Source organism: Desulfatiferula olefinivorans, from assembly GCF_054657895.1.
In genome coordinates this window covers 146,889-168,734 of record NZ_BAAHXV010000007.1, presented here as the reverse complement: position 1 = coordinate 168,734, position 21,846 = coordinate 146,889, and the positions used below count along the sequence as shown (strand labels likewise).

At 57.1% G+C, this 21,846-nt stretch carries 20 protein-coding genes; 9 read left to right on the top strand and 11 right to left on the bottom strand.

The features are described 5' to 3' along the window. Positions 1 to 312 precede the first annotated feature (312 nt). On the top strand, positions 313 to 570 hold the full coding sequence (locus ACYQ11_RS07720; protein ID WP_459923192.1) for a hypothetical protein: 258 nt from the start codon (positions 313 to 315) through the stop codon (positions 568 to 570). Positions 571 to 1,367: 797 nt separating this feature from the next. Further along, positions 1,368 to 2,621 (top strand): ATP-binding cassette domain-containing protein, encoded by a 1,254-nt coding sequence (locus ACYQ11_RS07715; RefSeq protein ID WP_459923191.1) that lies wholly within the window; start codon positions 1,368 to 1,370, stop codon positions 2,619 to 2,621. Positions 2,622 to 2,699: 78 nt separating this feature from the next. Here ACYQ11_RS07715 and ACYQ11_RS07710 read toward each other — a convergent pair whose 3' ends face one another. Next, positions 2,700 to 4,130 carry a hypothetical protein gene (locus ACYQ11_RS07710; RefSeq protein WP_459923190.1) on the bottom strand — a complete coding sequence of 477 codons (1,431 nt, stop codon included), beginning with the start codon at positions 4,128 to 4,130 and terminating at the stop codon, positions 2,700 to 2,702. 81 nt (positions 4,131 to 4,211) lie between these two features. Beyond that, positions 4,212 to 4,961 (bottom strand): hypothetical protein, encoded by a 750-nt coding sequence (locus ACYQ11_RS07705; protein ID WP_459923189.1) that lies wholly within the window; start codon positions 4,959 to 4,961, stop codon positions 4,212 to 4,214. Between the two features lie 223 nt (positions 4,962 to 5,184). Between ACYQ11_RS07705 and ACYQ11_RS07700 the strand changes: the two genes are divergently transcribed. Beyond that, positions 5,185 to 6,009: a 3-hydroxyacyl-CoA dehydrogenase NAD-binding domain-containing protein gene (locus ACYQ11_RS07700; RefSeq protein ID WP_459923188.1), complete on the top strand. Its 825-nt coding sequence runs from the start codon at positions 5,185 to 5,187 to the stop codon at positions 6,007 to 6,009. Between the two features lie 155 nt (positions 6,010 to 6,164). On the opposite strand, the gene ACYQ11_RS07695 is transcribed toward ACYQ11_RS07700, so the two are convergent. From ACYQ11_RS07695 to ACYQ11_RS07685, 3 genes are all read right to left on the bottom strand, one after another. Next, positions 6,165 to 7,451: an acetyl-CoA C-acetyltransferase gene (locus ACYQ11_RS07695; protein WP_459923187.1), complete on the bottom strand. Its 1,287-nt coding sequence runs from the start codon at positions 7,449 to 7,451 to the stop codon at positions 6,165 to 6,167. Positions 7,452 to 7,470: 19 nt separating this feature from the next. Continuing rightward, positions 7,471 to 8,187, bottom strand: coding sequence for a DUF6125 family protein (locus tag ACYQ11_RS07690; RefSeq protein WP_459923186.1), 717 nt, complete (start codon positions 8,185 to 8,187; stop codon positions 7,471 to 7,473). Positions 8,188 to 8,284: 97 nt separating this feature from the next. Further along, a complete protein-coding gene (locus ACYQ11_RS07685) occupies positions 8,285 to 10,087 on the bottom strand; it encodes an acyl-CoA dehydrogenase (protein ID WP_459923185.1) in 1,803 nt (600 codons plus the stop codon). A gap of 463 nt (positions 10,088 to 10,550) precedes the next feature. Between ACYQ11_RS07685 and ACYQ11_RS07680 the strand changes: the two genes are divergently transcribed. From ACYQ11_RS07680 to ACYQ11_RS07670, 3 genes are all read left to right on the top strand, one after another. Next, a complete protein-coding gene (locus ACYQ11_RS07680) occupies positions 10,551 to 11,489 on the top strand; it encodes a carbon-nitrogen hydrolase family protein (protein WP_459923184.1) in 939 nt (312 codons plus the stop codon). Between the two features lie 125 nt (positions 11,490 to 11,614). Further along, complete coding sequence (locus ACYQ11_RS07675; RefSeq protein WP_459923183.1) at positions 11,615 to 12,166, top strand: DUF3124 domain-containing protein; 552 nt, start codon at positions 11,615 to 11,617, stop codon at positions 12,164 to 12,166. A gap of 115 nt (positions 12,167 to 12,281) precedes the next feature. Then, entirely contained in the window at positions 12,282 to 13,286 is a 1,005-nt protein-coding gene (locus ACYQ11_RS07670; RefSeq protein ID WP_459923182.1) for a potassium channel family protein, read from the top strand. 1 nt (position 13,287) lies between these two features. Here the strand turns inward: ACYQ11_RS07670 and ACYQ11_RS07665 are convergent, their stop codons facing one another. Together ACYQ11_RS07665 and ACYQ11_RS07660 are read right to left on the bottom strand one after the other, a co-directional pair. Next, positions 13,288 to 14,448 carry a hypothetical protein gene (locus tag ACYQ11_RS07665; RefSeq protein ID WP_459923181.1) on the bottom strand — a complete coding sequence of 387 codons (1,161 nt, stop codon included), beginning with the start codon at positions 14,446 to 14,448 and terminating at the stop codon, positions 13,288 to 13,290. 53 nt (positions 14,449 to 14,501) lie between these two features. Next, entirely contained in the window at positions 14,502 to 15,596 is a 1,095-nt protein-coding gene (locus tag ACYQ11_RS07660; RefSeq protein WP_459923180.1) for an SAM-dependent methyltransferase, read from the bottom strand. 451 nt (positions 15,597 to 16,047) lie between these two features. On the opposite strand from ACYQ11_RS07660, the gene ACYQ11_RS07655 reads away from it, so the two are divergent. The 3 genes from ACYQ11_RS07655 (at position 16,048) to ACYQ11_RS07645 (ending at position 17,843) form a co-directional block, all read left to right on the top strand. Continuing rightward, complete coding sequence (locus ACYQ11_RS07655) at positions 16,048 to 16,656, top strand: DUF1007 family protein (RefSeq protein ID WP_459923179.1); 609 nt, start codon at positions 16,048 to 16,050, stop codon at positions 16,654 to 16,656. A gap of 122 nt (positions 16,657 to 16,778) precedes the next feature. Further along, positions 16,779 to 17,615: a nickel/cobalt transporter gene (locus ACYQ11_RS07650; protein ID WP_459923178.1), complete on the top strand. Its 837-nt coding sequence runs from the start codon at positions 16,779 to 16,781 to the stop codon at positions 17,613 to 17,615. 54 nt (positions 17,616 to 17,669) lie between these two features. Beyond that, positions 17,670 to 17,843, top strand: coding sequence for a hypothetical protein (locus ACYQ11_RS07645; protein WP_459923177.1), 174 nt, complete (start codon positions 17,670 to 17,672; stop codon positions 17,841 to 17,843). A 13-nt stretch (positions 17,844 to 17,856) separates the two neighbouring features. On the opposite strand, the gene ACYQ11_RS07640 is transcribed toward ACYQ11_RS07645, so the two are convergent. The 4 genes from ACYQ11_RS07640 to ACYQ11_RS07625 are packed head-to-tail and all read right to left on the bottom strand — an operon-like array spanning position 17,857 to position 21,549. Then, entirely contained in the window at positions 17,857 to 19,350 is a 1,494-nt protein-coding gene (locus tag ACYQ11_RS07640; RefSeq protein WP_459923176.1) for a metal ABC transporter permease, read from the bottom strand. A gap of 2 nt (positions 19,351 to 19,352) precedes the next feature. After that, positions 19,353 to 20,129 (bottom strand): metal ABC transporter ATP-binding protein, encoded by a 777-nt coding sequence (locus tag ACYQ11_RS07635; RefSeq protein ID WP_459923175.1) that lies wholly within the window; start codon positions 20,127 to 20,129, stop codon positions 19,353 to 19,355. Continuing rightward, a complete protein-coding gene (locus ACYQ11_RS07630) occupies positions 20,119 to 20,616 on the bottom strand; it encodes a hypothetical protein (protein ID WP_459923174.1) in 498 nt (165 codons plus the stop codon). Before ACYQ11_RS07630 ends, ACYQ11_RS07635 begins: the two co-directional genes overlap by 11 nt. 12 nt (positions 20,617 to 20,628) lie before the next feature. Then, the gene (locus ACYQ11_RS07625; protein WP_459923173.1) at positions 20,629 to 21,549 is read right to left on the bottom strand and encodes a metal ABC transporter solute-binding protein, Zn/Mn family; all 921 of its coding nucleotides are present in this window, start codon (positions 21,547 to 21,549) and stop codon (positions 20,629 to 20,631) included. Positions 21,550 to 21,846: the final 297 nt, after the last annotated feature.

The following is a 21,846-nucleotide window of genomic DNA, read 5'->3' as shown; positions in this document are numbered from 1 at the left end:
ACGAGACGCCGGGCAGATGGGCGAAAAAGGTTGATAAACTAAAGACTTCCAAAAGGGACAAGCTGTAGCCCGGTCCGGTGGAAGCAATTGTTGGCAGATTGATTCACGGTGACGAATGGGTGGGGAACAAGACGTGATGAACCCAATGCCGGGGAACGTGGAAACAATATGCCAAGTGTGACAAAGAACAACCAGAACCAAACGCTGATCAAAGTCGTGAAAGCATTCGAACGTGCGGGCCGCCCTAAGAACGAGGGAGACGGAAACCGGCACAAGGGTTGAGCAGATGGGCCACCCTGAACGAGACAGCGGTTGAATTTGAAAAGTCGTTCAACAGGAGAAAGCCCGAACTCCGATTTCTTTACAACATTTCTTTTTGAAAGAGCAAAACAATTTTCTACTTTTTATCCAGGCGTTCGTCCGACTGCCAACATTGTTGATAGATGGAAAATTTTCCATCTATTGACCCTATGTCATGGACAATTTTCCATCTATTGCGATATTAAAGGGGCAAAAATGGAAAATTGGCCGGGTTATTTTCCATGTTTTCAAATAGACGGTTTTTGGTGAACAATTTTCCACCTATTCGGATATTAGAGGTGAAACATGGAAAAGCGTCCTGGAAAGTGGACAGGGCTTGCGGTCGGACGACGTTTTGATCAATGATTTATCCGTCCGTTTCCGTGAACACTTCCCACCTCGTGCTGTGTTTACACTTTTACCCCGCCTTTTTTTTATTTGTCTACAACTATTTCTCGTTCAGTCAATTTTTCTTTGCCGCGTGTTCTAAAATCGTGATCGACTCCCTTGTTGTCATCGTCTTTTTGATTGAGATGGGCGAAATCGCGGATAAATACTTGACATGAAACGCAATATTATAAGAAAAGTTCAGGAAGTAAAGCGCTGCGGTCAGGCCCTTTGCGGCGGTTATTTTTCGAAGTGTGTCTTAGTTTACGTTGATGTCGTGCTTTGCCGGGTTTCGTTCCTTAACCCGAAAGACGCTCGTCCGTGCGGGTGTCGTTGTTGTTCGGGTAAATGGGGGGCCGGCTCCATGACGGGATGCGGGTCCCAGGGGTCTTTCGGGGATGTTCGATGCCCGCCGTTCCGGCTCTCAACCATAAAAAATGCCCGGCATGTTGCCATGTTTGATTGATTTTGATCGGTCTCGTGTTTTATAAGGATCGGGAGAATGAGTTTGATTTTGCGTTTCAACCCGACGCCTCGATCACGGGTCTGTTGCTCCGCAGGGGGTTGCTCGATTCATGGTACGAGTTTGAAGACAAAAAAACAAAACAGGCTCTCAGAGTGTGGTGTGGGGATAACGATAGTGACGTGAGTGAAACAGTGTAGCGGGGATGGGGACTACGATGGATCAGAACAGACATTGGGCGATAGACGGTTCCGGGCTTACCGTGGAATCGGGGTTGATCGGAAGTCTGTTAAAGGGCCAGGGGCCTGCACCGTTCGGACATCTGAAAGGGAAAACCGGGGCGCTTTTTTCAGGGGTCACGCTCAACTGGTTTATCCGGGAAGAGTACATACACGATGATTATTCGCTCACACAGCATGACGGTCGCAGTATCCGGACCTATTCAAGCGGTGAGCAGAAAAAGGCCCTGCTGAACCACCTTCTTTCCAAAAACCCGGATTTCCTCGTTCTTGAAAATGCCTTTGACATGCTGGACCAGGCCTCGCGCGGGCATCTGGTGTCGCACCTTTCAGAGCTGTCCCGAACCATGACCCTCATCCAGGTCTTTCGGAGGTCGGAGAACATCCTGCCATTCATCACGGACGTGCTGCGCCTTGAAAACGATACCGTCGTGTTTTCGGGGACGCCTGCCGCGTATCGTCAAAGATATTCAGATAAGACGGACGTGACCCTGAACGGCACGGTCCCCCCGCCTCTGGGCGAAACCGAACCCTTTGACCTGCCTTTTATCCGGTTCGACAAAGTGTCGGTCAGCTATGGGGACAAACAGATCCTGAACACCATCTGCTGGGACATCCGGCCGGGAGAGTTCTGGCAGTTGACGGGCCCTAACGGCGCCGGAAAAACCACCCTTCTGACGATGATCACGGGGGATAATCCCAAAGCCTACGGCCAGGACCTGATTCTTTTCGGCCGGAAAAAAGGATCGGGTGAAAGCATCTGGGACATCAAGAAAAAGATCGGGTATGTGACCCCGTCCATGACCGTGTTGTTCAACGGCAGCCACACCGTTGAAAGCATGGTCGTCTCCGGGCTTTTCGATTCCATCGGGTTGTACAAAAAGCCGTCGTCCCTGCAGCGGGACCTGGCCGGGCAATGGATCGATCTGATCGGTCTGGGTGATGTCAAAAACACCTGGTTTTCCGACCTTACGGATGAACGGCAGTGCATGGTCCTTATTGCACGGGCGATGATCAAGCATCCGCCCCTTCTGATCCTCGATGAACCGGCCCATGGCCTTTCCGACCGCCAGGTTTCCGTGCTTACCGCCCTTGTCAACACCATCGCCGACCAGAGCCGGACCACCGTCATTTACGTCTCCCACCAGAAGGAAAAAGGGCTGACCCCCCAAAAAACCTATGAGTTGATTGCCGGGGACAAGGGGTCCGAAGGCCGGGTTCGGGCCGAATGAGGTGACCGGCCCTGGGCAAATGGTCGCTGGTATGGGAAAAACCGTGAAACGGGCGAAAAAAAGATAGGGGGTTGGCTTTTACTTGATTCGAAAAAATTTTACATCTTTATTGTTGTCTCTGAAAGCGGCATTTTCGCCAAGCCGGTTGTCAGGATCGACCTCAACGTCCAGCCGATAGGATCCACTGTTCAGGTTGACGTTTTCAGTAAGATCTTTCCACATTCTGAAATTTGATATGTTGACTTTCCTGGGTTCCGGCGTCTTATACCAGACAATGGGGTATATGTTGGAGAATCCCCATTCTTCCTGAAATACAACAACATTTTCAGGCTCCTTTACCAGCCTTACGACTACGGTTTGTATGTTAACCGGCTTTTTGATGCCAAGGTTACGAAGCCATATTTCAAATTCCAGCCATTCATCACGTTCGCTGTATACAACATAAAAGTCACGTTCCCATGCCTGTTTGACGTTCATGATGCGACATTCTATGTCGACGTCATCTGTAAATACCGATAACGCTTTTGAAAATCCCTCTGCGGAATCATCAGGCGATGAGACGCGAATCCGGTTATGCCAGTGTTTCCAGCTGATTCCTACAGGGAGGAGGTATTCAAAACTACCGTCATTTTCAGTGGATGATGCAATTTCAAGGACCTTTTCGTGGGTCGGTGCAACATAAACCAAATCGATTTTTACCATGCTGTCGGTATGTGCCCCGGACCAGCTTATCCGATATGAATTGCCACCCATCCAATGTTCATCTTTCCCGGGACTGGTAACGGAGATTTTTTTGTCTTCGGTTTTGAGTTCAATGTCGGGTCTCACATGTTGAATGTCCGCCAGAGGCGTTGTAGACGGCAGACTCAATTTTACCAATTCATTTTCCGGGACAGTGACTGTCGTCTGGTCAACATAGCGGATGCCGGATGTTTTTCCTGAAACATTTACCGCATGATTTGAATAATAGGGTTGTTCCGGCGCATTTTTTTCTTGAAAACTGGTGCCCGAAGACATTTCAGGTTCACTCGATTTTTCATCAACAATCAGCACATATTGCTGCCCCATATTTGCCGTTACGTTAAGTTTGCACCAGACTTTAGAGCCCTGATTGCCGGGAATTGAAAATATCAGGTAGGACTGATCTTCATAGATGATCTCACCGCCTTTTCCCTTTGCCGTTTTCCTGAAGTGTTCAAAAAATTCTGTCTTTGAAATGTCTCTTACCCTGTCTCCGGATGCTGTTCTGACTTCATACAAAAGATAATAATATTCACCTTTAACGTTAATCGTTTCTTTCTTTTTTGTTTGCGGATGGGTTCTGTAAAATTGAGCACTATTGAATTTATTGTATTTTGACATTTTTTCGGCAAGTACGGACCCTGGAAAGGGAAGGACGTCAGGGTGCTCTTTAACCGTTTCTGCTTGAACGATGTGAGTGGTCGCAAAGAAAAATACTGCGACATAGAGAGCAAAACAGAATGCTGTTTTATTGTTTTGAATTAACATAATTTATCTCCCGGAGTGGTGATAAGGGCCTCGGAAAAAACAAGATGAGGATGATATGGATCGTACGTCATCACGGACTGATCAGTCAAGGTGTTTCCTTATGCTATTGTGTATCTCCACCCCTTTGTGTCGTTCCATGCCGTCGCTTGATGTTTCAGGGGACGGGACCCAGCGTCCGCGTTTCGGGGGAAGGTCGGGGCAGTCGCCCGGAACCCGGGCGGGAGGGGGTGTTTTGAACCAGCGCAGGGTCAGGCCGTCGTGCCCCTGGCGGTCTCCTGTCCAGAATTCCCTGCGTTCGTCGGAATCGCCCTCAAGGGTGATCCGGATCGTCTCGTCGGTGACGCACAGGCGGGTCAGCCGTTCGAAGCAGCAGTCCACATCTCTTCCGGCAGGCAGGGGGATTTCGCGCCAGGAGACACCGTCTGCGCTGTGGAAAAGGGCGGGGTACGTTCCTTCGATCTGCCATTGGGTGACCAGCCAGAGACTGTCATCGTTTTCCATGACAACCATGGACGGGGCCCCATCCATGAATTCCCCTGCACGCCATGACCCATCCTCAAGGACGACCGGAAGAAAGGAATTGGAGCCGGTGCACAGGTAGTCGGCAACGGCTATCAGCATCAGACGGCGGTCATGATCGATATCGTAGGCGTAAACGGCGGCGGTGTGCGGCGGAGGGCATTCCGACCCATGGGGCAAAAGCCTGTCGGCAATGATTCGGGTGATGTCTGGCGGTGTGTTGAACACCGAAGGCGGGGGTGTCGACACGGAACAGCCGACAACCGCGGTTGCGATAATCGAGAGGCCTGTGACGATAAAAACAGGATGCATCGTGTTGTCTCCCATGTTGAAATCTTCGATCCTTTTTTAAGATCGAGCTATGTTGATGAACTCGTAAAAAGTCATCAAATGACGGCAAAGAAAAAAGTTCGAGTTCAAGGCGTCGCGAATCCCGAGGAATGAGGCGTACTTCGGGTACGCCGCAGTGACGAGGGATGAAGCGCAACGCAGAAATCGGACTTTTTACGAAGCCGTCAAGGTTACCGTCAATCGCATGCGGGGTCAATCCGCAAGGCAAAATCGTGCGCCGGCCGTCTGCCGTACGGGGCTCGATCGTGACGGCACCGCCCCGTCATGTGCATCTGTCGCCTCATTTGATGACGCCTTCGTCAAACGGGGCATAGGCGGCATCTCCAAAGGCAAGATGGACGAGGGGGCGAAAAATGAACTCCTTGCACGGATCATTGGCACCACGGATCTGACTCTCGCCGCCGACTGCGACCTGGTGGTCGAAGCGGCCGTTGAGAACATGGCGATCAAAAAACAGATTTTCAAGGACCTCGACGGAATCTGCAAACCCGAAACCATTTTGTCCTCGAATACCTCGTCCCTGTCGATCACCGACGTGGCCGCAGCCACCGGCCGTCCGGACAAGGTCATCGGCATGCATTTCTTCAATCCCGCCACGGTGATGAAACTCGTGGAAATCATAAAGGGTGTGGCCACCTCCCAGGATACCTTCGATAAGGTGAAGGCCGTTTCCCTTGAGATCGGGAAAGAACCGGTGGAAGTCGCCGAAGCGCCGGGCTTTGTGGTCAACCGGATTCTGATCCCCATGATCAACGAGGCCGCCGGGATTCTGGCCGAAGGCATCGCCACCGCCGAGGATATCGACACCGCGATGAAGCTGGGCGCCAACCATCCCCTTGGGCCGCTGGCCCTGGGTGACCTGATCGGACTCGATGTCTGCCTTGCCGTCATGGATGTTCTCTATCAGGAGTTCGGTGATTCCAAGTACAGAGCCCATTCGCTGCTAAGGAAGTATGTCCGGGCCGGATGGCTGGGCCGGAAAAGCGGCAAAGGATTTTTCACCTATTGATGTCCCCCTCGGATATCGGATGCTGATAAACCACTCACCCGGCCTGGCGAAAGCCCGGCCGGGTGAGCTGTTTTGAAAACAGGTGTGCCGCAGCCCCTTGAGCCGAGGGGGTTCATCAGGCTGCGGCACGAGGGAATTACGCAGGAGAGATTGGTCTAACGTTCAACGATCATGGCCATGCCCATGCCGCCGCCGATGCACATGGAGACCAGGCCGGTTTTGCTGTTTTTTCGTTTCATTTCATGGATCAGGGTGACCATTTGCCGGGCTCCGGTGCATCCGATGGGATGCCCAAGCGAGATGCCGCTGCCGAGCTGGTTGGGTCGATCGAAATCGATGCCCAGCTCGAGCATGCAGCCCATGGCCTGGGCGGCGAAGGCCTCGTTGAGTTCGATCATGTCGATGTCCGTGATGCTCATCTTTGTGTCATGGAGGACCTTTTTCACGGCGGGAACGGGCCCCAGGCCCATGTATGCGGGGTCAACGCCGCCCACGGCGAAGCCTTTGACGGTGACGCAGGGCTCAAGGCCCAGCTCCCTGGCCTTACTTGCGCTCATCATGACAACGGCGGCGGCACCGTCGTTGATTCCGGAGGCATTTCCCGCCGTGACGGTACCGTCTTTCCGGAAGGCCGGCTTCATCGCCCCCATTTTTTCCATGGTGGTTTCCATGGGACGCTCGTCCGTATCCACAATCGTGTCGCCTTTGCGGCCCGGAATCACCACAGGAACGATTTCATCCTTGAACATTCCTTGCCTGATGGCGGCAAGGGCCCGCTGATGGCTCAGGTAGGCGAGCCGGTCCTGGTCCAGGCGGCTGATGCTGTAGAGGGAGGCGATATTTTCCGCCGTGATCCCCATATGGTAGCCGTTGAAGATTTCATAGAGACCGTCGTAGACCACCAGATCGTGGATTTCGCCGACGCCGGTCAGTTCCATGCGGTGGCCCCAGCGGGCTTTCTGCAAGGCCATGGGGGCGTTGCTCATGCTTTCCTGGCCTCCGGCGATGACGACTTCGGCCTGGCCGTTCATGATGGCGGATGCGGCAAGCGCAATGGATTTCAAGCCCGATCCGCAGACTTTGTTGATGGTGAATCCCGGCGTTTCCTTGGGAACCCCGGCCCGGATCATGGCCTGGCGGCCGGGGTTCTGGCCCAGACCTGCGGTGAGCACGTTGCCCATGATCACCTCGTCCACCGCCACGGGGGTCAGGGCCTTGTCCCAGGCCTTGCTGGGGGCATCGATGGCCGGGGGTTCGGCGGTTTTGAGTTTTTCGGGGGCATAGGAGGCCGTTTTGTCGCTGACCACCGGACGCAGACCGGCCTTGAGAAGGGCGTTCTGGATGACCAGGGCCCCCAGGTCAATGGCCGAGACACTTTTCAGACATCCTCCGAAGGCGCCGATGGCTGTCCGGGCGCCGCTTACGATGACTACATCATTCATATCTTACGATTCCTTTTTGTTATTGTTTGATTGAAAAACGCCACGCGCAAAACCAGTCGTCGGGCCGGCTGTCAGGAGGGCAGCCGATGCATTCGGTTTCGATGCGCGGGTCAATGGTTTTTGCAAAGTAGGCATACTCCACGAGACCCGCCGATTTACAGGGGTAGTCGTCGAGGTTTTTCCGCTTTCGGGCGGCCTGAACCCTGCAATGGTTCATCTGGAACACAAAGCTGTCTTTTGTTTCGTCGTGGATCGATTGCTCGTTGATAAACGCGTACAGTCGGTAGGAAAGGGCGCGCTTCAGGCCGGGAAGCCCCGGTTTTTCCGGAAGCCCCAGCACCCGTTTGATCGATGAGGCCTCAAGGGGTGAAAACCGGGCCCAGCACGAGTCGTTGCATCGTTTTGCATCGTTCATGCCGTGTTCGGATTCCACGGCCTGGAACCAGACGCCGTCATTGGCCAGCCAGTTGACGGCTATGTTTTTCATCAGTTCGTCACGGACCGTTTCGTCCAGATGAAGCAGGGGGGCGGGAACACCCCCCTCCATCGGGACATCAAACTGTTTGGCAAACCGCTTCATCTGAATTTCAAAACTTCTTTCCGAGACCGCCCACAGGGTGTCCATGGCTGTGTCCGGCCCCATCTGGTGCCTGACCTCGTTGAACCAGAGGGCGTGGTGCATGACAAGCCTGTGGAACAGGTCGATCACGAGTCGGGCTTTTTGGCGTTGTGTCATATGGTCATCCGTCATGGCGTTTTGTCCTTTTTGTGTCGTGAGATGGATGACGACGGCCCCGTCGCGGCAAACGTCGTCCATGCTTCGCCCGGTGCCGCTACCTGCTTCCGAAGGAGGCGTCGTCCATCTCCACCGCCGCGCCGTCACAGGCGTCGATGGCGCTCAGTTTGCCCAGGGTGGCGGGAAGGATGGTGTTGATGAAAAAACGGGCCGTGGTGACCTGGCCCTGGTAAAAGGCGTCGTCCTTTTTCTTCCGTCCGATGTTCGGGGCCGCCACGGCGGCTCTCCACAAGAGCATCCAGGCCATGACAAGGTCGCCGGTCACGTCGAGGAAGGGATGGGAAAAGGCATAGGCGTGTTGCACCTTGTCGCTCATGGCGACTCTGGCCAGGGTGAGGGCCGTTTGGGTGTACCGGGTGAGAAAGGCGTCGCAGGCTTCGGCCAGGACCGCTACGCCGCTGACGTTTTTGGCTTCGGCGATGGTTTTGCGGATTTCATCGAGGAAGGCGATAAAAGGTTTGCCGTTTTTCATGCCCAGTTTCCGGCCCAGCAGGTCGATGGACTGGATGCCGTTGGTCCCTTCGTAGATCATGAAGATACGGGAATCCCTCAACAGCTGCGCCACCGGAAATTCCTCGATGTAACCGTATCCGCCGTACACCTGGATACCCTGGCTGCAGATGTCGAAGGCCCGGTCCGTGACATACCCCTTGATGATCGGGGTGAGGACTTCGAGAAGCGAGGCGAAGGCGGCCTTTTCCTCCTCGGTTTTCGCGACGGCCATGCGATCGTGGCAGAGACCTCCGTAGTAGATCAGGCTGCGCATGCCCTCGGTCCAGGCCTTCATCACCATCAGCTGGCGGCGGACATCGGGATGCCGGATGATCGGGGCGGGAGAAGACCCGCCGGGGGCCGTCAGCTCCTTGCTCTGGATACGCTCCCGGGCGTAGGACAGGGCGTACATGTATGAGGCGCTTGCATTGGCGAATCCCTGGAGACCCACCATCTGTCGGGCTTCGTTCATCATCTGGAACATGCAGGCCATGCCCTTGTTCTCTCCGCCCAGAAGGGTGCCGATGCATTTCCCCTTGCTTCCCAGGGTGAGCGAGCAGGTGCAGTTGCCGTGAAGGCCCATCTTTTCCTCGATGCCTGTGCAGATTACATCGTTGAATTCACCCAAGGTTCCGTCCTCGTTGATGCGGTATTTGGGCACGAGGAACAGGGAAATGCCCTTGATGCCGGAAGGCGCGCCGTCGATGCGGGCCAGGACGGGATGGATGATGTTTTCCACCATGTCATGGTCCCCTCCGGAGATGAAAATTTTGTTGCCCGAGAGCGAGTAGGTGCCGTCGCCGTTGGGGGTTGCCGTGGTTGCAACGGCGGCCAGGTCGGACCCGGCTTCCGGTTCGGTGAGGAGCATGGTGCCGGACCATTTCCCCGAGAACATGTTTTTCAGGCACTGCTTTTTCTGCGTGTCCGTGCCGAAACTCTCCACCAGTTTTGCGGCTCCGTGACTGAGCATCTGAAACAGCATGAAGGCGTTGCAGGCCCCGTAAAAGTACTCGTTGGCCGCCATGGAAACGACCTTGGGCATGCCCTGGCCGCCCCAGGCCGGATCGTCGGTCATGGCCTGCCATTCCCCCTCGTTGTAAGCCTTGAACACCCGGTGGTACTCCTCGGGCACCGTGACGGTTCCGGCGTTGAACGTGCAGCCCCGGTCGCTCAATTTCTGGAGGGGCAGAATTTCCTTGACGGCGAAGTTTCGGGCCTCGCCCACGATCAAATCCACGGTTTTTTTCCCGAATTCCGAAAATCGGTCTTCCTTTGCCAGAGCCGCGACGTCCAGCTGCTCATGAAGGACAAAGTCAACATCCCGTCTGTCTGCGATAAGTTGTGCCATTCATTTTTCCTTTGTGTCGTTTATGGGTCATGGTGTTTGTGGCCCCAGCGGATTGCAAGTGATGTGACAAAGGATGATGAAAAAAAGTAACCGTTTGGAATCAAGAGATAAAATGGATTGATCGGACCGTTGACGGCAAGGGGGCTGAACGTCACCGGGTGGGGCGAAGACGCCACATCGATGGGGGCGGTCCGTCTTTTTTCCTTGAAAACCAGGAGTTTGCCTGCTGATGGGCATATTTGGCCTCATTGTGTGGCGATATTGAATCTGGCTGAAGGGTTAGGGGCTTTGGAAAGACCTGCCCTTGACAGCGGCGGGCAGGTGTGAATGAATTTGACGTCAGCCCCGGGAACGACATCGGGACGGATCATGCCGGTGCCCCGGAGTGGGGCGGCTGAGGGGTGTTTCATGGCCATCGGTCTACTGGTTTGGATTATTTACGGTGATCAGGGGAGGGCAGGACATGGAAAAGACGGTCAGGGTGGCTGCGGTGCAGCTCGATGTGAGGGTCGGCGATGTATCGGCGAACATGAACGGATGCGAGACACTGGCTCTTCGGGCGGTGGCGGAGGGGGCCATGTGGATCGCCCTGCCGGAGTTTTTTAATACCGGCGTGGCCTTTCTGCCTGAACTTGCGGATCGGGTCGAGACCGAAGACGGAACTGCGGCCTCGTTTCTCAGGGATCTTTCGGCCCGGCACGGAGTGATGATCGGCGGGTCATTTCTCTGCCGTATCGACGACGGGTCGGTCCGGAACCGGTATCTGGCCTTTGCGGACGGGAAGCTCGTGGGACGGTACGACAAGGATCTGCCCACCATGTGGGAAAATGCCTTTTACGAGGGCGGTGATCCGGACGACACCGGGGTGCTGGGCACCCATGGCGGCCTTCGGGTCGGGGCCGCCGTGTGCTGGGAGTTCATGCGGACCATGACCGCCCGGAGACTCCGGGGACGGGTCGATGTGATCATGGGCGGATCATGCTGGTGGAGCCTGCCCGATGTGCTTCCCGGATTGATCCGAAGGTCCTGGGAACGGGACAATGGTCAAAACGCCATCGGATGTGTTCAGGATACGGCCCGACTGGTGGGGGCTCCCGTCATTCATGCCGCCCATTGCGGCAGGGTGGACGGCGGCTTTCTCGGTCTGCCGCCCCTTTCCTATCGCGGTCATTTCAAGGGCGGGGCGGCCGTGGTGGACGGCACGGGCCGGGTGGTCGCGTTCCGCTCCCATGAAGAGGGGCAGGGTATCGTTACGGCAAAGATTCCGCTGGGCTCATGTCCCACCTCCGACGAGGCTATTCCCCAAGGGTTCTGGCTGCGATCCCGCGGCGTGCTGCCCACCATCGGCTGGCATTATCAGGGATGGCTGGGACGGTTATGGTACAGACGGAATCGGGCTTGACGGGGTTGTCTGTGATGGCGTACCATTCGGAGGGTGACGAAGGATGACGTGCAACGCTTAAAAACGGACGTTTTACGAAGCCGTCACGGTGGTGATCTCGTAAAAGGTCATCAAAGGAGCGTATCATGAATGAAAAACGTGAAGGGGTATCCGGTTTCAGGTCCGGGGAGACCGCCGATGCCGTTCGGGGAAAACGCCCGGGGTGTTTCATCCTGACAACCGTTTTGTTTCTTGTCGTGTTTCCGGCCCTGCTGTTTGCCGGGGACTGCACCGGTTTGAGCCGGGGCCAGAAAATCTACGTGCCGGCGTATTCCCATATCTACAGCGGTAACACGGAACGGCCCTTTCTCCTGGCGGTGACCCTGAGTGTCCGCAATGTGGATCCCGGCCGGTCCATCACGATCACCGTGGTCGATTATTATGCAACCCAGGGCATGCACCTGAAACATTACCTCACGGGACCCAAAACGCTCAAGCCCCTGGAATCGCTTCGCTACGTTATCCCCGAAAGCGACAAGAGCGGGGGCTCGGGGGCCAATTTCATGGTGGAATGGACCTCGGACCGGCCGGTCAATCCGCCCATTGTCGAGGCGGTGATGATCGGCGCTCAGAGCCAGCAGGGTATTTCCTTTACGTCGCGGGGGCAGGTCCTTGTGTCGGAGTCCTGCGGGAAATAAGCATGCCGGAGGTCAATGTCGGTGTTTTTGTTTTGAAAAAAACCGCTTCCGGTGTAATGTGCGTTTGTCTTTTTCAGTCTGTTGACGGCATTTTCTTTCATTCAGGACAACCGACGTGACCAGTAACCGTCAGTTTATCGTTTCTCTGATCCTTCTCGCCCTGATCATCATCCTGGGCACGCTGGGCTACGTGGCCATCGAAGGATGGAGTGTCATGGACGCCCTGTTCATGACGGTGATTACCCTTACCACCGTGGGGTTCGGGGTGGTCCATCCCATGGGCCAGGCGGGCAAGATGTTCACCCTCGTCCTGATTTTCATCGGGGGGGGCTTTTTTATCTACGTGGTGGGGGCCATTGTTCAGTTCATGGTCGAAGGACGGATCAGGGCCGTTTTGGGGAGGCGAAAATTGGACCGGAAAATGAATCATCTGAAAGATCATTACATCATCTGCGGTTACGGGCGCATCGGGAAGGTGCTCTGCCATCAGCTGACCCTTCACAAACGGATGGATTTCGTTGTCATTGAACAGAACCGGGACCTTGTGCCCGTTCTGGAGGAGGACAAACGGCTTTACATCATCGGCGATGCCTCATCCGAGTCCTGTCTGTTGAAAGCCGGGATCGAGCGGGCCAGGGGGCTGGTGGCGGCCCTGGCCACGGATACGGACAACGTCTTTCTCGTTCTCACCGCACGCCAGCTCAATTCGGACATTCTCATTATGGCACGGTCCAGTTACAAGGAGACCGAATCCAAGCTTCGGGCCGCCGGGGCCAATCTGGTGGAATCGCCCTACGACATGGGCGCGGCCAGCATGGCTCAGAAAATCCTCCGGCCCACGGTAACCAACTTCCTCGATCTGGCGGTGACCCGCAAACACAAGGATATCCAGATGGAAGAACTGCCGGTGACGGAAAAGTCCCCCTTGGTCGACATCATGCTCAAAGACACCGGCATTCGTCAGAAATACAACCTGATCATCATCGCCATCAAAAAAGCCGACGGCCACATGGCCTTCAACCCTTCCTTCGAAACCGTTTTCAAGGCCGGAGACACGGTGATCGCCGTGGGTAAGGATGAGGATCTGATGCGTCTTGAAAAGGTGCTCAATCCGTCCTGATTCAGGGGGCGGGGGTATCGGTGGAAAACAGGCCGGGCAGGGTTTGACGGATGATATGGTCCCGGGGCAGTGCCTGATGAAGCTTCTCCAGGATCAGATGCTCGGGGGTCAGGTTTTCGGGCAAAACGGCCGGTCGGTCCAGGTTGAGCACATGGCCGGCAAATTCAGCGTATTTTTCGGCCAGGGCGTCCCTGTCGTCCGGGTCCATCCGGCAGTCGCAGTCTTCCGCCTGGCGCCGAAGCTCGTCTTCCATGCGTGAAAGAGCAAAACGGAGCAACGCTTCATTCCTGAAATAATTGAAATTCACGCCTTCGTCCCAGGCTGCGTCCACATAGTCTTTCCAGTCAAAATCACGAACACGCTCCCATGTCCGGTTCAGACATTTCACGTAGGGCTCGGGCCGGTGTTTCGTGAGCGGGTCGTCGCCGTTTCCGAGAAGCGCGTTGTAGAAGCGCATGCCGTTGAGGTTCGCCGCAAGGTCCGCGTGGGAAAAAACGCCGGTGGTCAGCACGCCGTAATACAGGCTCTCGGTGATGACGCCGTAAGTGAGGGCCTTGAAAAAATCGGGGCCGGGCTCACCGTAAGCCAGTGTGTATTCCGTCCAGCCTTCGGAAAAAAAATGACCGAATTTGTCTGCGCCGATGCGGTGATCCCCGACACGGACAAGGGCCCCCATGGTGCCGAGGGCCACCAGCGTCGGTGATTTTTCGAAGGGGAAGTCACGGTACACGGAGTGGTCAAGGTCGACTTTCATGATCAGGCCGGCCGGGAGACGGTTGATGTCGGCTTCCATCTGACCGATGAACTTTCGGGCGAACAACAGCCGGAGTTGCCTGTAAAGATCCTCGGCGTTGCAGAAGTCCGTGCCCTTGCGGCCGCTGAAGGGATAGTTGGTCTGCATGTAGCGGCGCTTTGCGACACGGTTGGCGTTTCGGACGGCCTCGTCGAGTCCTTCGTTGACCATGAGATTCAGGCGGTCGGTGCTGTCCGGCAGCGGCGCACAGCGGTCGGTGAAGCTGTCCGTCTCCGAGGCCGGAAGGCGCACCGGCAGGACGCACAGAAGTACGGCAAAAAGAACCGTGCCAAGCAGGTATGCCGATTCAGCGGTCAGACGGGGTTTCGTACGGCGGGCGCCCATGATTCGGTTTGGGGACTGGGTCACGGTTCTCGTTATCGTCCCCGGTCCGGGCAGGATGCCCGGACCGGGGATGCTGCTTATTTCTTCTGGATGATCAGGAAGAAGATGATGTTGGTGTCGTCTTCCTGCTCGATGGAAAGCTCGTAGTTGTCGATGCCGCTGGATTTCGCCAGGTTGACCACGTCCTCGATGTCCCTGAGGTAGAACGACCAGTCGGCCCACCAGTCCGGGGTCAGGGGATGGTAGTTCTTCGAATCCTTGTGGGCGATGACAAGGCGTCCGCCGGGTTTGAGCAGGCTGTAGAAAAAGCCGATCAGATCGCGGAACCCGTCGGCCGGAATGTAGTCCGCAAGGCCGATGGAGTAAACCATGTCCATGGGGCCCAGAAGGTCCCGGTGGGTTTCGGGGTCTTTCAGGTAATCGTAGACGCTGTGGTTGAAACCTTTCATGTCGACGCCGTTGGGGCGGTCTTCCAGTTTCTGGAGGGAAAAATCAAGGGCCTCCCTGGACTTGTCGATGAGGGTGAAGGTCACCTTGCCGGACAGGGTGAAGGTGTTTTCGGCAAACAGTTCCCGAAGGTCTCGGGAGGCGCCGCAGGCCACGTTCAGGATCTGGGCGTTTTGGGGGTCGCCTGACAGATAGTCTTTGAGGATCTGCTTCATTTTGTCTTTGCGGTTGCGGACGGCCCTGGCGTAGTCGTTGGCCAGAAAGGTCTCGTCGGCGCAGTAGCCGAAGCCCTTGGACGTGGGCGTGTTGTTGTAAATGAACTCCAGGGTTTCGTAGTCGCCGGGGTATCCGCCGGGTTTTTCGAAGGCGTGGCGGACGAAATCGGACTGGAGGCCGTAGGGCGCGCCGGTCATCCGGAAGGCGTCTTTCACTTTCCGGATCAACTCGGGGTCATTAAGCTCTTCTTCAAGCTGATCGCCCGTGGCCAGGGCGGCGTCGGTGGCGCGGGTCACCTGGACGCTGGCTTCCGGAGGATCGATCTCGCCGTTTTTGATGGCGCGGTCAATGGATTCCAGCGTGAGAAAATACGGGACGATGGTGTCGTTCCAGAACTGCCGGATCCGGTTTTTGATGTCGGGGTCGTCCACCTGTTTGAGGACCGGCAGGATGCTTTTCCGCATGATGGCCGCCGCTTCATTCTCGGCGCATGCACTGTCACAACTCATGTTTGGCTCCTTTAATTCAATCCCGGCGTCACATCATCCCCCCGGTGATGAAAGCCTTGTCTGTTTTAGAACGCGTCCCTTATCCGGCGGGCCTTTGCGTCGCCTTCCCGGGACCTTTGTTTTACAATGGTAAAACACCCTACTTGAACTGTCGGTCAAGGTCAAGGATAAACAGGGGAACATATGCTCGAAGGCCTTGCCCTACGACGATTTCTTCCGTTTGGCCATAGCCGCTTCAGACTTTGGCGATGATCGATGCATAAAATGTCAATGCCTGAAGCGAGAAAGGTCTCGACGCACGAAGTTTTAACGGAGAAGCCGTCGTCGGTTTTTTCGACGATCGAATCCTCTGCTCTTGAAATCAACGACGCCGGATAGTAGGATGACGTCACGTTTTCCGGCGGGGCCGTAGATCCTGCCGTTGACAATCAGCGCAATCCACAGGGATGACATGGTTATAAACAGTTTGAAATTCAGCGTGGTGTGCCTCGTTGTCATGTTTCTTGACCAGGCACGGGTCGAGGCCCATCCCCATGTGTTCATTTCCCAGCGGCTGACCGTGGTCTTCAATGAAAAGGGGCTTGCGGGCTTCCGGGTCACCTGGGTGTTCGACGACATGTTCTCCGGTATGATCGCCGGAGATTACGACCGCAACGGGGACGGCGCCTTTGATCCGGCCGAGGCGGCCCTGATCCGGAAAGAGGCCTTCGACAACATCGCGGAGCATCGGTATTTCACCTTTGTCACCATCGACGGGAAACCGTTCGACGTAAGGTTTATCAAAGATTTTTCCGCAGCGATCGATGAAAAGCGCATCCTCACGTACACCTTTCTCATCCCCTGTCATGTGACCGCCGTAACCGGGCCCAAGCAGGTGAAAATCGCCACCTACGATCCCACCTATTACTCGGCCCTGTTTTTTGCCGAAGACCGGCCCGTATCCGTGGACAATCCGGGCGCCCTTGCCGTCAGCACGGGCATTCGTCAGGATACGTCCACATCGATTTACTTCGGCCAGATTCATCCCTGGGCCCTGTTTGTGGATTTCAGGACACCATGATGAGCGGGGGCCGCCATCACCATGATAGTTGCAGGGGGACGGTTCCTCTTTGTCGGACAAAACGGTCCGTTTTCAGCCTGATCGTCTTGGCGCTGCTTGCTTTTCTTCTGATGTCGCCCGCCATGACAGCGGCTGATAATCCCTTTACCTCCCGATCGGCCGGGCCGGTTCACGAGGCTGAAGAGCCGCCCCGGCGAAGCCTTGTTCTCGAAACGATTTCCGCCTGGCAGTTTCGCCTGAACACCCATATGGCCGCCCTTGTCCGTGAAACGAGAGACACAGGCCGTTTGGGCCCCCTTGCCTCTTTGCTTGCCATTGCCTTTGCCTACGGTGTGCTTCATGCCGCGGGGCCGGGACACGGCAAGGCCTTTGCCCTGTCCTATGTGGTGACACGAAAACCCACCCGTCTCCAGGGGCTGATGTTCAGCCATCTGATCACGTTGTTCCACGGGGCCTCGGGCATTGTGTTCGTTCTGTTTATCCGAATGATTCTAAAAGCCGGGGTGACACGGCATCTGGACCAGGCCACGCGGATCAGTCAGATGGCCAGTTACACCCTGATCGCCCTCATAGGCCTTGCCATGGCCGGCTCCGGGATCATCCAGCTGCTCAAACGGACGGGGAAGACCGACGGGGACGCTGTTTCCCGTATATCCAACCCCGTGCTGTTCGCCCTTATGGTCGGCTGTGTGCCCTGCCCGGGGGTGGTCACCGTGATGCTGTTCGCCATGTCCATGGACCTGATGGGGCTCGGGATCCTGCTCGGTGCGGCCATATCGCTGGGCATGGCGGTGACCGTCTCTCTGATCGTGATGCTGGCCATCTCGGGTCGGAACACCATCACGGACCTGGCCGATAAAAAAGACGGATGGGCCCATTATGCGGAACACGGCATGAAAACCTTGGGAGGGTTTGCCCTTGCGGTGTTGGGAACTCTTTTTTTCCTGAGCCTGACATGAGGTTGCCGGGCCGGTTTTATTAAGAATCACAGCTATTTTTTCGGAGGAAACGCGATGTATGTTTATTGGCGTATTCAGCAGGATCTTGATTGTATTGGCCAGGTGATCCAGTTTCACGACCCGGCCATGGCGCGTTCGTTGAAGGCATGGGTCAGAAAGAACTACCGGGGTCTCATGCAGGCCGAAGGCCTTCACCAGGGATGGGAGACTCCGGCCTGTCTGAACTGAGGGACCGGGTTTTTCACCCGTCGATTCGGATCAGGACGCGGTCGGCGGCGTCGTGATCCAGTTTCACCCGGGCGCCGTCGTCTGTTTGCACCACCCACAGGCGGCCGTCCTCTTCGCGGGGACAGACATGGATGTGTCGGCCGGGGTCCAGAGCGTCCAGTTCCGGGGGCAGGCTGTCCACGGTGCCGGTCCGGCCGTCACGCAGCATGCTGAGGGGCACGGTTTCCCCGGGGACGAGGATCCTCTCGGGAATGGCTTTGCCCTGGAAATCCACCATGGGGTGACCCAGAAGATCGTCCAGGTAGTCCATGGCCGAGTGGTCGTGGATATGCTCAAGCTTGTGGGCTTTTTCATGCAGGTCCATGGCGGTTCCCACATGGCTCAGGTAGGTCTCCCAGAGGCGGTGGGCCCGCATGATGCGAAGGGCCTCTTTTTTTCCGGCTTCCGTCAAAGAGATCGAGGCCTCTTCCATGGCAAGCAGGCCGTCCCGGACAAGGCTCCGGATCGTGGCCGTGAGGTTTCGGGTGGTTTCCAGGTAGGGTTTGATGCGGGCGACGGGCGCGGCCCCGCCTTCCCGCCACACCGTGCAGAGGATGTCTTCGAGAAGGGGCTGGGGCACCATGCGGCGAAGGGTCAGCCATCGGGCGATGAGTCCGTAGCGGGGCGCGAGGGCCATCACCGCCAGGAACTGGGCCGTACAGAACAGCATGATGGCACCGCCACCGGCCGAATCGGCCCAGACGCTCACGTAAAGTCCTCCGATCACGCTGGTGACGCCGAACAGGGCCGACAGCATCATCATCCGGTCCAGGCGGTCCGACAGAAGGTAGGCCGAGGCCGCCGGCGTGATCAGAAGCCCCACGACCAGAATCACCCCCACCATGCTCACGGCGGTGACGACCACCAGGGACACGCAGACGGTCAGGGCGTAGTCGAGAAGAAGAATGGGAAAGCCGATGGAGGCCGCCATGATCGGATCGAAGCTCGCCAGCTGAAAATGCCGGAAGAACAGGAGGATCACGCTTAAGACCAGGGCCGCGGTGAACCCCGACATCCACAGGTCCATGTCCGCGATGCCCAGCACGTCGCCCATGATGAAATGCATCAGGTCAATGTGGATGAAACCTTTGAATACCGAGACCAGCACCACGCCGCCGGCGAAGACGCCCGTGTACATGATGCCGATGGCCGTGTCCTCCTTGATGCGGGACACCCGTGACACAAACCCGATCAGGCCCACGGTCAGCACCGCGGCGATCAGGGAGCCGATCAGCATGGCAGGCGCATGGGCCTCGACGCCGAAAAGAATTTTCATGAACAGGTAGCCTCCGGCCACACCGGCGATCATGGCGTGGGACAGGGCGTCACCCAGAAAGGCCATCTTCCGGAGCACCACCAGACAGCCGAGTACCCCGGACACGGCGGCCACCAGGCAGCCGCCGAGCAGGGCCTTCTGAAAATACGCTTCCCGGAGGGGATCGATGAACAAGGCGGTCAGAATCTCCACGGTCAGGCTTCCTTTTCTGTGTTCAGGGATGAAAAGATTTTAAGACGGCCTTCGTACACGTCGCTGAGCAGGTCTTCCCGAAGCACGGCCTGGGGGGTTCCGAAGGCGTAGAGCCGCTGTTTGATCAGGAGAAGCCGGTCAAAGTATTCGCCTGCCGTGGCCAGGTCGTGATGGACCACCATCAGGGTGCGGCCCGCGGCCCGGGCCCGTTCGAGCACATCGAGGATGGCCCTCTCCGTGGCGGCGTCCACCCCGGCGAAGGGCTCGTCCAGAAGAAGGATGTCGGACCCCTGGGCCAGGGCCCGGGCCATGAACACCCGCTGTTGCTGGCCGCCGGAAAGCTGTCCGATCTGGCGGTCACGAAAGTCGCTCATCCGCACCATGGCAAGGGCCTCTTCCACACGGGCGTGGTCCTCGTCGCCGGGCCGTTTGTACCAGGGAATATGCCCGTACCGTCCCATCATGGCCACATCGTAGACCCGGGTGGGGAAGTCCCAGTCCACGGCCCCGCGCTGGGGGACATAGGCCACCAGGCCGCGGGCCTTTTCCGCCGGTTTTCCCTGGATGGACACCGTGCCCAGATCTTTTTTCACAAACCCGAGAACGGCTTTGATCAGCGTGGATTTCCCCGCGCCGTTGGGGCCGATCACGCCCACGAGCAGCCCCTTGTCGATCCGGAAGGAAATGTCGAGAAGGGCGGGTTTGGGACCGTAGCTCACGGTCAGGTTGGCTACCTCGATCACCGCCGGAAAACGGTCAGCCGTGTTGTCAGTGTGCATGGTCATCCTCTGTCACGGAAAATTGCAGGGTCCCAGTGATGGCCCGGCCGGAGCCGGCCCAGAAGGTGTCCTCGCAAAGGATTCGGTCGTTTTTTAATATTCTGATCCTGGCCGCATCGTGCCGGCCCGGGGGGGCCAGGGGCGGGGCGGCCGAGACAAAAAGCTCACAGACCTCTCCGGCTTCGCCCGTCAGGGGGCCGATCCGGACAGGCCTGCCCGGTTCCGGTGTTTCGGTCAACGGGGGAAGGACGCGGCCGTCTATGGCCAGAACCAGCCCGGAAGGGTCGGCCTGCTTCGGATCGTTCAGGGCAAAGGGATCCGGGGCCGGGGCAAAGGTCAGGGTCAGGTCGATGAAAAAGGAGGCGGCCTCACCCGGAATTGCCGCCTCCGTGTGAACCGGCGACGTCCCGTCGTCCCGGGCGGTCATGTAAAACGCCAGACCGCCGATGATCATCACCCACAACAGGGCCACGCCGATGAGTCGCATGAATTCGTCTCCTTATTTGAGCGCGTGCACGATGGTCATGACGTTTTCCCGCATCATGCCGATATAGGTCTCCGCAGCCGAGTCCGTCTCACCCATGGAGTCCGAATAAAGAAGGCCCCCCACCGAGACCCCGGCTTCCCGGGCAATTTCCCGGATCAGCTTGGGGTTGACGCTGGTTTCGACAAACACGGCCGGGGCGTTGAACGATCGGATGGAATCGACCACCGCTTTGAACCGTTTCGGCGTCATGCCTCCGCCCACCTCACTGCCCGTGGACCAGCCCACCGGGGCCAGGCTCAGGTAATTGAACCGGGCGTTGAATCTGTATTCTGTGCAAAAGTAGTTGAATGCGTCGTGGCTGGTCACGAGCACCCGCCTGTCCGGGGGAATGGCGTTGACCAGCTCCCGGATCCACCCGTCGAGCACCCGGAGCTGTTGAAGATAAAGTCTGGCCCGTGCCCGGTACTGGTCCGCGTTCCCGGGGTCGAGGGCGGCCAGGGCACTCACGATGGTGTTCACGTAGGCCGCGGCGTTTTTCGGTGAGAACCAGGCGTGGGGATCGGCCATGGTCCGGCCGTCTTCATCAAGGGTCAGGGGGGTGATACCCGCCGTGCAGGTGACCAGAGGTTTGTTCGCGTCCCGGGCAAGGGTTTCCATCCAGTTCTTGCCTTCCAGGTGAAGGCCGTTTTCAAGGCAGAGATCCGCCGACAGCACCAGGCTCGCATCACCCGGTGTGGGCATGTAGGTGTGCGGGTCCGCCCCCGGTTTGAGAATGCTCACGATCCGGCAGAGATCGCCGGTGACCTGGCGGGTGAAATCGGCGATCTGGGTGGTCGAGCAGACCAGGGTGAGCGGACGGGGGTCGGGCGTTTCAGCCCACAGGTCCGGTGTCAGGGCGATGAGAAAAAGGCAGATCAACACAAATCGTTTCATGGTCAGGGTCCTGTCTAAAAGGGAATGCTCGATCGTCAGTGAGTCCGAAAGCCCAAAGGCCGTGCCGTGCGCCTGAAAAAACGCGTTGCCCGGTTGATGGGAAAAGCGAGGCGCGCCCATCAGTGCCTCAAGCGAATGGCATTGAACCCAAAGGGATAGGCGTTTTCCTACCACAGAGCCTTGGATTTGTAAAGCCGGGCCTTGGCAGGCAGCAGGGCAATCGGATGTCTGCGCCCGGTTGATTGGGTTTATCCTGAAACGGGGCAACGGCCTGGACCTTCGCCTGGCGTCACACAG

Bases quoted from the DNA above. Each gene is read 5' to 3' on its own strand.
- ACYQ11_RS07715 (WP_459923191.1), top strand. From the start codon at position 1,368: ATGGATCAGAACAGACATTGGGCGATAGACGGTTCCGGGCTTACCGTG.
- ACYQ11_RS07710 (WP_459923190.1), bottom strand. From the start codon at position 4,130: ATGTTAATTCAAAACAATAAAACAGCATTCTGTTTTGCTCTCTATGTC.
- ACYQ11_RS07705 (WP_459923189.1), bottom strand. From the start codon at position 4,961: ATGCATCCTGTTTTTATCGTCACAGGCCTCTCGATTATCGCAACCGCG.
- ACYQ11_RS07700 (WP_459923188.1), top strand. From the start codon at position 5,185: ATGCGGGGTCAATCCGCAAGGCAAAATCGTGCGCCGGCCGTCTGCCGT.
- ACYQ11_RS07695 (WP_459923187.1), bottom strand. From the start codon at position 7,451: ATGAATGATGTAGTCATCGTAAGCGGCGCCCGGACAGCCATCGGCGCC.
- ACYQ11_RS07690 (WP_459923186.1), bottom strand. From the start codon at position 8,187: ATGACACAACGCCAAAAAGCCCGACTCGTGATCGACCTGTTCCACAGG.
- ACYQ11_RS07685 (WP_459923185.1), bottom strand. From the start codon at position 10,087: ATGGCACAACTTATCGCAGACAGACGGGATGTTGACTTTGTCCTTCAT.
- ACYQ11_RS07680 (WP_459923184.1), top strand. From the start codon at position 10,551: ATGGAAAAGACGGTCAGGGTGGCTGCGGTGCAGCTCGATGTGAGGGTC.
- ACYQ11_RS07675 (WP_459923183.1), top strand. From the start codon at position 11,615: ATGAATGAAAAACGTGAAGGGGTATCCGGTTTCAGGTCCGGGGAGACC.
- ACYQ11_RS07660 (WP_459923180.1), bottom strand. From the start codon at position 15,596: ATGAGTTGTGACAGTGCATGCGCCGAGAATGAAGCGGCGGCCATCATG.
- ACYQ11_RS07655 (WP_459923179.1), top strand. From the start codon at position 16,048: ATGGTTATAAACAGTTTGAAATTCAGCGTGGTGTGCCTCGTTGTCATG.
- ACYQ11_RS07650 (WP_459923178.1), top strand. From the start codon at position 16,779: ATGACAGCGGCTGATAATCCCTTTACCTCCCGATCGGCCGGGCCGGTT.
- ACYQ11_RS07645 (WP_459923177.1), top strand. From the start codon at position 17,670: ATGTATGTTTATTGGCGTATTCAGCAGGATCTTGATTGTATTGGCCAG.
- ACYQ11_RS07635 (WP_459923175.1), bottom strand. From the start codon at position 20,129: ATGCACACTGACAACACGGCTGACCGTTTTCCGGCGGTGATCGAGGTA.
- ACYQ11_RS07630 (WP_459923174.1), bottom strand. From the start codon at position 20,616: ATGCGACTCATCGGCGTGGCCCTGTTGTGGGTGATGATCATCGGCGGT.
- ACYQ11_RS07625 (WP_459923173.1), bottom strand. From the start codon at position 21,549: ATGAAACGATTTGTGTTGATCTGCCTTTTTCTCATCGCCCTGACACCG.